Origin of the sequence: Spiroplasma endosymbiont of Lariophagus distinguendus (genome assembly GCF_023846195.1) — a bacterium.
Classification (GTDB): Bacteria; Bacillota_I; Bacilli_A; order Mycoplasmatales; family VBWQ01; genus Spiroplasma_E.
The window spans coordinates 1-10,177 of record NZ_JALMUW010000038.1 but is presented as its reverse complement, the minus strand read 5'-3'; the positions used below and the strand labels follow the sequence as shown (position 1 = coordinate 10,177).

Here is a 10,177-nt window from a genome sequence, read left to right as displayed (position 1 = left end):
CTAAACAGGTTCTTAGAAACAAATCCAAACCACGAGGTTAAACGTTTAGTCATTGATAGAGATAATAATTTATTTGTTGGTATTGACTCCAATAAAGTATATAAAAAAATAGAAGGTACAGATTTATGTTCTGAATTATCTGGAATAAAAAATACTGATGATCATATTTTTGCTTTAGCAGTTGGTCCAGATGATTCAATTTATGCTGCTGGATCGCAAGGAATCTTATATACAGCTAAAAATTTTAATAAAAGATAGGTTATATATAAGTAATTAGTATTAAAATTAATAAAAATAAAAGACTTGCTGGCTAATTATATAGTAAGTTTTTTTATTTTTATTTAAATTTATGTATTAACATATTAAAAAAATCTTGTAATTTATTAAAAATCTAATATAATAATACTTGACATAAAGAAAGTAGTTTTTACGCTCACCTGATAGCTAAGTTGTTATAGGTTCAATGCTTTAAATTTTTATTTTTAAAATAAAGTTTTGTAGTGGTGAGTGTGCGTTTTAGCACACTTTTATTTATGCAAATTAAAGGAGGTATGTATGGCTTTTAAAAATAATGATAATTTATGAAATAGTAATATTCCCTTTTATGAATTTTTATTAATTGGTAATGATGGTACTAATTATGGTTTAATGAAAAAAAATGATGCTTTAAAAAAAGCAGAAGATTTAGGATATGACCTATTATGTATATCACCAAATGCTAAACCACCTGTTTGTAAAATGTTTAAATTTGATACATATCGTTTTGAACAACAAAAAAAGGAAAAAGAAGTTAAAAAAGCACAAAAATTAACAATTGTTGAAGAAAAAGAAATTCGACTAAGTGTTGTTATTGATAACAATGACATTAAAACAAAGGCAAATAAGGCTCGTAAATTTCTAAGTAATGGTAACAAAGTAAAAGTTACATTAAAATATCGTGGTCGTGAATTACATAATCCTGAAGCAGGATTTGAAGTAATTACAAAATTTTATAAAGAATTAGAAGATATTTGTATTTATGATAAAAACTTTGATAAAAAAGAAAAAAATATACAAACTATTTATCTTTTTCCAAAAAAGAAAAATCAAGAAAATTAACAATAGGAGGTAAAATATGCCAAAAATGAAAACAAAAAAAGCTTTAAAAAAAAGAATTAAAGTAACAGGAAGTGGTAAATGAATGCGTAGTGGTGCTTTTGTTTCTCACTTAGCTCAAAATAAAACAACAAAACAAAAACGTCAATTACGTGCGTGAAGTGAAGTATCTGCTTCTGACTATAAGCGTTTAAAAGATTTAATTTAGGAAGGTGACAAAATAAATGGCTAGAGTTAAAGGCGGTTATACAACTAATCATCGCCGTAAAAAAATACTAAAAGCAGCAAAAGGATATTATGGAGCAAAACATAGTTTATATCGTACAGCAAATGAACAAGTAATGAACTCATTAGCATATGCTTATCGTGATCGTAAAAATTGTAAACGTGAGTTTCGCAAGTTATGAATTCAAAGAATTAATGCAGCTGTTCGTAATTATGATTTATCATATTCACGTTTTATTGATGGCTTAAATAAAGCTAATATTAATCTTAATCGTAAAATATTGTCTGAGTTATCAATTAATCAACCAGAAGAATTTGAAAAATTAGTTTTGGCATCAAAATCTGCTTTAGCAAAATAATTAATTGCAAAATTTTATATAAATTAAAAACACTTATAATAAATTTAATTTATTATAAGTGTTTTTAATTTATATAATTATGATAAGTTTTAGAAATGTATTTAATATAAATTTCAAAGAATATTTTTTTATCACAAACTTTGTTTTATAATATATTTAATGGTAAAATTAAAAAATAAATTCGCTTCTTAGTATAAAAATAAGAAAGAAATTTAAAAAAAGAGGGGGCCATTATGCAATTTGTTTTTCTTGGATTTTTTGATGGTAATCCACAAGCAGTTATTAATCCTTTATTTGGTATGTATTATTGAATTGGCTTATCTATATCATTATTCTTGATAATTAGTTTATTTATTTTTAAAAGGTTTTATGCTAATTTAAGTAAGTGCTATAGTTTTAAATGTAGTTTAGGTATTTTTCAAATACTTTTATATATTAGTTTTTATATTGTTCATGGATTGAATGGTGATAATTATCAATGGTATGATTATTTTCCTTTTCAATTATGTTCGGTATTAAATATTACTAGTGGTATACTATTAATTATTCCTAATAAAAGTTTATTTAATATTACTTTTCCTTTAATTGGTCCTGTTATTTTGGCATTTTTATTACCAGATAAAACAAAATGAGTTTTTGGTCCACAACATTTTCTTTATTGAAATTATTATTTTATTCATATTATTATTCTTTTTTCTTATTTACTTTTATATTTATATGGTCATATTGAATATGACAAAATATATATCAAAAAAAGTATATTATATTTAACTTTATTTGGTAGTGGTGTTTTTATTTTTAATACTTCTTTTGGTACTAATTACTTATTTATTGGTAATGCTGGTTATACAGCAAGTTTTGGTAAAAAAGTATTAGACACTTCAGTGTGGTTACCAATTTTACGTTTTACATTTATGTCTGTTGTTGGTATTTCATTACTAGTTTTAACATATATTTTTATTATAAAAACTTTATCTCCTTTTTATTTAGAAAAAGGAACAAAAATTAATCCTATTTACAAAGATAAAAAATCATTAATTACAAAATTTTATAAAAAATTAAATTTAAAAGATAAGAAAATAATGAAATCTTAATTAATAATTAAAAAAAAGAAAGTGAGTTAATTATGTTAAATTCAAAACAATTTTCAACAATTATCCAACTTCAAAATGAGTTAGATAAAAAAATAATTATTAATCGTGGTGTTAGCGATATTAAAACATTAAATTCTAGATTTTTAGCACTTTTAGTTGAATTAGGTGAATTTGCAAATGAACAAAGATGTTTTAAATATTGAAGTTCAAAACCAAGTAGTGAAAAATCAGTAATGCTTGAAGAATATATTGATAGTCTTCATTTTATTCTTAGTATCGGTAATAGCCTTAATATTGATTTTCAAAATTTTAGTTTTTCAGAAAAAACAAATTATCAAGATCTTAATCTTGCATTCATTGATTTATTTGCTTTTGTTACAACTCTTTTTAAATCAAAATCAAGTAATGATTTTTTTGAATTATTAAATATTTATTTTACAATTGGTAAAAAATGTAATTTTAATAGTGAAGACATTATTTCTTGTTATATTTATAAAAATGAAATAAATCATTTACGACAATCACAAAATTATTAATGGAAATAAGTGATCGTTTTATTTAGGAGATTAAAATGACTAATGTTAAAATTTTCAATTATAATAATACAAAATGAGAGTACATTATTACATATAAACAACAAAAACATATGTATTTAAAAGTGCGCAACGATCAAATTATTATTAGTGCTCCATTTTTTATGCAAGAAAAATTAATTGAAGATTTCATTTTAAAAAGTTTACCTAAAATTTTAAAAAAGAAAACTATATTAAAACCTAATATTGTTATTAATAATAATGACAGTTATCTTTATTTTTTAAGTAAAAAATATCAATTAATTACTAAGTATCATTCAAAAAAAACCATTATTTATTTTGAATTTAATAATTTGGTAGTATGCACAAATATTCAAGATGATAAGCAAATATTAATTAAAATTCAAAAATTTTTAAAAGAAGAGTCAAAAAATATTTTTATGAGTCGCTTACAATATTGATCAGAAATTATGAATATTGAGTTTTCAGTACTAAAAATTCGTTCGATGTTAAATAAATGAGGTGTTTGTCAACCAAATACTAAAATCATTACACTTAATTATAAATTAATTCATTTTGATTATGCTGTAATTGATTATGTTATAATTCATGAGTTAACGCATATAATTCATGCTCATCATAAAAAAACATTTTGAAATTTTGTTGCTCAATATTGTCCAGATTTTCAAGATTGTCAAAAAATATTAAAACAAGGAGTTATGGATGAAACAAATAACCTCACTTAAAAATCCAATAATTCAAGAATTAGTTTTATTACATGAAAGAAAACATCGCAATGTTAAAAAAATGTTTTTAATTGAAGGAGAACATTTAATTAGTATTGCATTATTAAAAAAAAGATTACTTGCAGTATATATTGATGAGAAGTATTTAGACAAATATGCAAATTTATTAAAAGCTTGTAATAATATTGAAGTTATTGTTATAAATAGTATGATTATTAAAAAAATTTCACAACAAAAAACACCACAACCAATAATTGGCGTTTGTAATATTGTTAAACCTTTAAATTATTTTTATTCTTCTCATATTATTCTAATTGATACAATTCAAGATCCAGGTAATTTAGGAAATATTTTACGCAGTGTTACTGCTTTTAATATTTCTGAAGTATATTTATCAAATGAAAGCGTTGATTTATATAATCACAAAGTAATTAGTGCAAGTCAAGGAGCTATTTTTTATACTAATGTGTATTATGAAAATTTTGATCAATTTTTATTAAAAGTAAAAAATGCAAATTATATGATTTATGGTACATTTCTACATGAAGATAATAGTACTAATTTATCTGAAATTACCTTTAAGCAAAAGAATGCTTTTTTATTTGGCAATGAAGGACAAGGTATTAATAAAAAGTATAAAGATAAAATTAATAGTAATATTTTTATTCCAACTTCTTTTAATGTTGAATCATTAAATTTAGCAACAAGTGTAGCAATAGTAACGTATTGCTTATTTACTAGTAATATATTAAAATAAATTATACTTATTTTGAATTATAAAATTTAATTATACATATTAACAAATTAATGGAGGAATAGAATGTTAGCGGTTAACGATTTAAAAAAAAGATTAGAAATTATTAGACAGCAAGCATTTAATAATATTGATGAAGTTGCTGATTTACATAAATTGCAAGTTTTAAAATCACAATATTTAGGTAAAAATTCGGATATTAATAATATATTAAAATCTTTAGAAAAGTTTCCTCATAATTTTAGAATTGAAATTGGTCAAGCAGCTAATAAATTAAAAAAAGAAATTAATGAATATATAATAAAAAAATTTAATGAAATTGAGAAAGATAACATTAATGAGCGTCTTAAATCTTCAGAAATTGATTTAACACTACCGGGTATTGATTTTAATATTGGTCACACCAATCCTTTATTAAAAACTGTTACCGAAATATCTGAAATTTTTAAAAATTTGGGTTATCAAATCATTAGTGGTAATGAAGTAGAAAATGAAGAATATAATTTTAATCGCTTAAATTTACCATTTGATCATCCAGCAAGAGATATGCAAGATACTTTTTATCTTGAAAATAATAATGACAAACTTAATCGTTGATTATTAAGAACACACGCTACAAATATGACTGCACGCATTCTTAGCGAGCAAGATAAAAATTCAAAAGAAACCACAGCTATTATTAGTTTAGGAAATGTTTATCGAAAAGATGATGATGATGTTACTCATTCTCACCAATTTATGCAAGTTGATGGGTTTTTAGTTGGATCTAATATTACTTTTGCAAATTTAAAATGAACATTAAATTATTTTTGTCAGCAATTTTTTGGCATGGAAACTAAAACAAGATTACGTCCTAGTTATTTCCCATTTACGGAGCCTTCAGTTGAAGTAGATGTAAGTTGCCCAAAATGTAATACAGAAGGTTGTTCATTATGTAAGTATACTGGTTGAATTGAAGTTTTAGGTGCTGGTATGATTCATCCAAATGTTTTTATTGCTGCTGGTTTAGATGAAACAACAGCAGGTTTTGCCTTTGGTGTAGGCATTGAAAGAATTACTATGATTAAATATGGCATTGACGATATCAGATTATTTTATAATAATGATTTTCGATTCTTAAAACAATTTTAAAAATTAAAAGGAGTATAAAATAAAATGATAGTTTCACGTAAAATCATTTCGCAGTGATTGAATATTAATAGCATTAAAGATTATGAAATCGTTGATGCTTTAAATAGTTTAGGTTTTGAGGTTGATCAAGTAAAAAATTTAATGTTCAGTAATACAAACTTAGTTGTTGGTCAAATTACTAAAATTACTAAACATCCTAAATCAAATAAATTAAATATTTGTGAAGTAACAGTAGGCACTGAAATGTTAACTATAGTTTGTGGTGCAGCAAATGTAGTTATTGGTATTAAAGTTGTTGTAGCAAGGATAGGAAGTACTTTAGGTAATGGTCTTACTATTGTTGAAAGAACAATTCAAGACGTTGTTTCTTCAGGAATGCTTTGTTCATTAACAGAATTAGGATTAAGCGGTATTGTTCAGAATAAAGAAGAATTAAGTGGTATTATTCATTTACCAGATGATGCAATGGTTGGTAATATTAATCCATTACAATATTTAAATTTAGATGATACAATTTTTTTTATTGATTTAACAGTAAATCGTAGTGATTGTTTGGGGATTTATAGTATTGCTAGAGAATTAAGCGGTTATTTTAAAATTCCTTTAAAAAACATGGAAGTTAGTAGTATAGGAAAATTTGATAATAAAAGTCAAGTTAGTGTTCTTAATGGTAAAATTCAAGCTTTAGCAACATTAAAGATTGAATTTGATGATAAATCTGTAATAACACCAATTTGAATTAGAAGAACACTACAACTTGCAAATATTGTACCCAAAACTTTATCAGAAGATATTATTCATTTAGTAATGTTAGAATTGGGTCAACCCTTAATTACTTTTAGTGCCGATGTTTTAAAAAAACCATCTTTAAATATTTCACCTAAATCATACCCAGAAGGTAATTTGCAAATTAAAGAGGGTGATATTTTATTACACGATAAATATTTGGCTTTTAGTGTTTTAGGAGTTAGTCATAATATTGAATATGAAGTTAAACCAAGTTCCAAAGAAGTTTTTATATTTTCAATTAATCCTGATGTTACCTTAATGAGTAAACAAGCAAAGCGACATGGTGCTCTTATTAATACATTATTAGAACGTTTAACAAGACCAGTTGTTCCTGATTATTATTTAATTGCTTTACAACGTTATTTGTTTATTTTAGGACAATTACAAGTTAAATATGAAATTACTGGTTTTAGTAATGATGTTCCTTATCAAGTTAAAACAAAAGTGATCAATTTTAATTTTAATTTTATTAATAAAATTTTAGGTACAAATTTTGGGGTTAATGAAATAATTAATTATTTGACTATTATTGGTTGTCAAATTGAAATTGATGCAAAAAATCAAGAAATTTTAAAAGTAACAGTTCCTAATCATCGTAGTGATTTAAATAATGCTAATGATTTTAGTGAAGAAGTTGCAAGAGTATTTGGATATGATAAATTACCAGTTATTAAACCACAATTTAATGTATCATTTAAGTCACCAACGGCAATGGAAAATTTAATGATGAAGTGAAGACAACATTTAACAAGTTATGGTTTTAATCAAGTAAAAACATATAGCTTAACAAGTATGCAGAGATTAAATGATTTTAATTTTTTTAAATATAAAATACCTGTAAAATTAGAAGCACCTTTGACATTAACAAGAGAAGTTATGCGTTTTAGTTTGACAGATAGTTTATTAAGAATTTGTCAATATAATTATGCACGTAAAGAAACACAATTAAAAATTTTTACTGATGAAACTATTTATACAGGTGATGAAACTGATGATAATCATCATTTAGCTTTTATGATTATGGATAATTTTTGACCAAAAATTAATACTAATAAAATTACTAATAGTACGTATTATTTTATTAAAGGTTTTTTAGATGGTTTTTTAGCAAAAGTTATGCCAAATTTATTTAACTCTATTGTTTATAAAACAAATAATAATTCTTTAATGCATCCGTATTTAAGCGCAGATATTTTTTATGAGCAAGAACATATTGCTACTATTGGCGCACTGCATCCACAAACTGAAAAAATAATGAATGTTGAAAAAATATTCTTAGCAGAAATTAATTGTAGTAAGTTAGTTAAAATCATAGAAGAACAACAAAAAGTAGTTTCTAAATTTAAGCTTTGATCAAAATTTAATCCTTTAAGTCGTGATATATCAATTATTGTTAATAGCGATATTCAATTTTCTGATGTAAAAAATGCTATAATATTTGCAAATATTGATTTTTTAGAACAAATATCTTTGGTAGATTTTTATAATGATGAAAAATTAAAATCACAACATCAACACTCATTAACTTTTAATTTGAAATTTAATAGTCAAGAAGAACAATTAGATGAAACAAAAGTAAGTGGACAAATAAGTATTATTCAAGAAATATTAAAGAAAAAATTTCAAGCAATTATTCGTTAAAAATATAACAAAATATTAAATAATAACATTAATATATTTTTTTATTATATTAAATTTTTAAATTGGGTGAGATAATATGAAAACATTAAACAAAGATAATTTAAACTTTTATAAAATGGCGTTATTATTTATGATTCCAATTTGTGCACAATCTTTAATTGAAACATTAATAAACTTAATGAATAATTTTGTGGTTGGTCAATTTGGAAATGATGATGCTATTGCTGGAGTTGCATCATCAAGTAATATTTATGATATGGTTTGATATATCTTTTTTGCTATCGTTGCTACCGGTAATATTTTTACTGCTCAATATTTAGGTATTAAAGATAAGAAGAAAATTCAAGAAACTACTAATATAAAATTATTTTATACTTTAATTTTTTCAATATTTTTTGTTGTAATATTAGAATTATTTAGCAAACAAATTATGGGAGTAATTCTTGGTGCTGAAGATAATTCTCATCAAAATGCTATTGGTATTGCTGAAGAATATAGTAAATTAATTGCTTGAAATTACCCATTGTTAGGTTTTGCTTTTATTATGTCAATTACTATGAATACATGTGGTAATGTTAAAACACCATTGATAACTTCTATTTGCTCATTACTCTTAAATACATTTTTAGTTTGTATTTTATCATTACCATATAGTGGGGGACCACAATTAGGTATTGAAGGATTAGCAATAAGTTTAATTATTTCAAGAGCAGTAGAATGTTTTATATTGTTAGGTTATTTAATTTATAAAAAACCAATTTATGCTCCTAATTGAAATATTTTTAAATTTACAAAAGATTTACATAAAAAATATATTATTACTTTTATTCCTTTATTTGCTAGTCAAGTATTATTTGGTGTTTCAGTAGTAATGTTAACGGCTTTATATTCTCATTTTGGTGATACTGAAGTTGTTGCCGCTGTGCAAATTGTTGGTAGTGTTGTTGCTATTTTTTATTCTACTTTTAGGGGATATAATGCTTTAGTTGGATATGCTGTTGGTAGCAAGTTAGGTTCAGGAGAACTAGTACTGGCTAAAGAAAATGCTAACAAGATATTAAAATTGAGTTTTGCTATTTCAACTGTTATTGCTTTAATTATTTTGGGTAGTGCTTTTTGAGTTCCAAAAGTATTATTTCCAAATTTATCTAATAATGCTATGAAACTTGCAGTTTGATATATGGCTTTTTCAGCAGTAACTTATTTTTTCATTAATATGATGCAACCATTATTTAGTTTTCTTTATGCTGGTGGCTATACTTTAATTATTAGTATTGCTGATCTATTTTTAATTTGATTTATTGATATTTTTATTACTTTTGCTTTATTGCAGTGAACTGACTTAAGTATTAAAATGGTAATTATGATTTCGTGTTTAAGTAAATCAGCTGATTTTATTTGTGCTTATGTATTTTATAAAGTAATTCCTTGAAATAAAAATATTATTAATTCTAAAGTAGAAAATGTACCTCATCCGACATTTGAACCACATGGATAATATAAAAATCCCTTTTTAATAATAGATTTTATTTTAATAAATTTTGTTTAAAAAATGTTAAAAAAATTCTATTATATTTTAGCAAATAAATTCATATTTATCGTTTTATTTTTATTGTATTTAATATACAATTATTATAGTTACTGGTGTGATTTTAGAGGATGGTAGAAGTAATGCTTTTTTTATTTTTAGTTATAATTAAACTTTTATAATAATTAAATTTTAATTATAACTAAATAAATACGGACATTAAAAATTTTGACATACCTTTATTATAAGAAATTTTTATTTTTTGAAAGAATTTTAAGGGAC

11 protein-coding genes are annotated in these 10,177 nt (G+C 23.5%); all 11 read left to right on the top strand.

What is annotated here, in order from left to right:
- Nucleotides 1-258, top strand: a 258-nt coding sequence (locus tag M0D11_RS04035; protein WP_252320324.1) for a hypothetical protein, incomplete at its 5' end; no start/stop codon positions are given.
- A gap of 297 nt (nt 259-555) precedes the next feature.
- On the top strand, nt 556-1,098 hold the full coding sequence (gene infC / locus M0D11_RS04030; RefSeq protein WP_174480738.1) for a translation initiation factor IF-3: 543 nt from the start codon (nt 556-558) through the stop codon (nt 1,096-1,098).
- A 16-nt stretch (nt 1,099-1,114) separates the two neighbouring features.
- Nucleotides 1,115-1,303 (top strand): 50S ribosomal protein L35, encoded by a 189-nt coding sequence (gene rpmI, locus M0D11_RS04025; protein ID WP_252320322.1) that lies wholly within the window; start codon nt 1,115-1,117, stop codon nt 1,301-1,303.
- 16 nt (nt 1,304-1,319) lie between these two features.
- Entirely contained in the window at nt 1,320-1,679 is a 360-nt protein-coding gene (gene rplT, locus M0D11_RS04020) for a 50S ribosomal protein L20 (protein WP_252320320.1), read from the top strand.
- 233 nt (nt 1,680-1,912) lie between these two features.
- Complete coding sequence (locus tag M0D11_RS04015) at nt 1,913-2,773, top strand: TMEM164 family acyltransferase (RefSeq protein WP_252320318.1); 861 nt, start codon at nt 1,913-1,915, stop codon at nt 2,771-2,773.
- Nucleotides 2,774-2,805: 32 nt separating this feature from the next.
- Nucleotides 2,806-3,309 (top strand): dUTP diphosphatase, encoded by a 504-nt coding sequence (locus M0D11_RS04010; protein WP_252320316.1) that lies wholly within the window; start codon nt 2,806-2,808, stop codon nt 3,307-3,309.
- Nucleotides 3,310-3,344: 35 nt separating this feature from the next.
- Nucleotides 3,345-4,052 carry a M48 family metallopeptidase gene (locus tag M0D11_RS04005; protein ID WP_252320314.1) on the top strand — a complete coding sequence of 236 codons (708 nt, stop codon included), beginning with the start codon at nt 3,345-3,347 and terminating at the stop codon, nt 4,050-4,052.
- Nucleotides 4,030-4,809, top strand: coding sequence for a TrmH family RNA methyltransferase (locus M0D11_RS04000; RefSeq protein WP_252320312.1), 780 nt, complete (start codon nt 4,030-4,032; stop codon nt 4,807-4,809). Before M0D11_RS04005 ends, M0D11_RS04000 begins: the two co-directional genes overlap by 23 nt.
- 63 nt (nt 4,810-4,872) lie before the next feature.
- Nucleotides 4,873-5,937 carry a phenylalanine--tRNA ligase subunit alpha gene (gene pheS / locus M0D11_RS03995; protein ID WP_252320310.1) on the top strand — a complete coding sequence of 355 codons (1,065 nt, stop codon included), beginning with the start codon at nt 4,873-4,875 and terminating at the stop codon, nt 5,935-5,937.
- 24 nt (nt 5,938-5,961) lie between these two features.
- Complete coding sequence (gene pheT / locus M0D11_RS03990; RefSeq protein ID WP_252320308.1) at nt 5,962-8,367, top strand: phenylalanine--tRNA ligase subunit beta; 2,406 nt, start codon at nt 5,962-5,964, stop codon at nt 8,365-8,367.
- A gap of 76 nt (nt 8,368-8,443) precedes the next feature.
- Entirely contained in the window at nt 8,444-9,865 is a 1,422-nt protein-coding gene (locus tag M0D11_RS03985; RefSeq protein WP_252320306.1) for an MATE family efflux transporter, read from the top strand.
- Nucleotides 9,866-10,177: the final 312 nt, after the last annotated feature.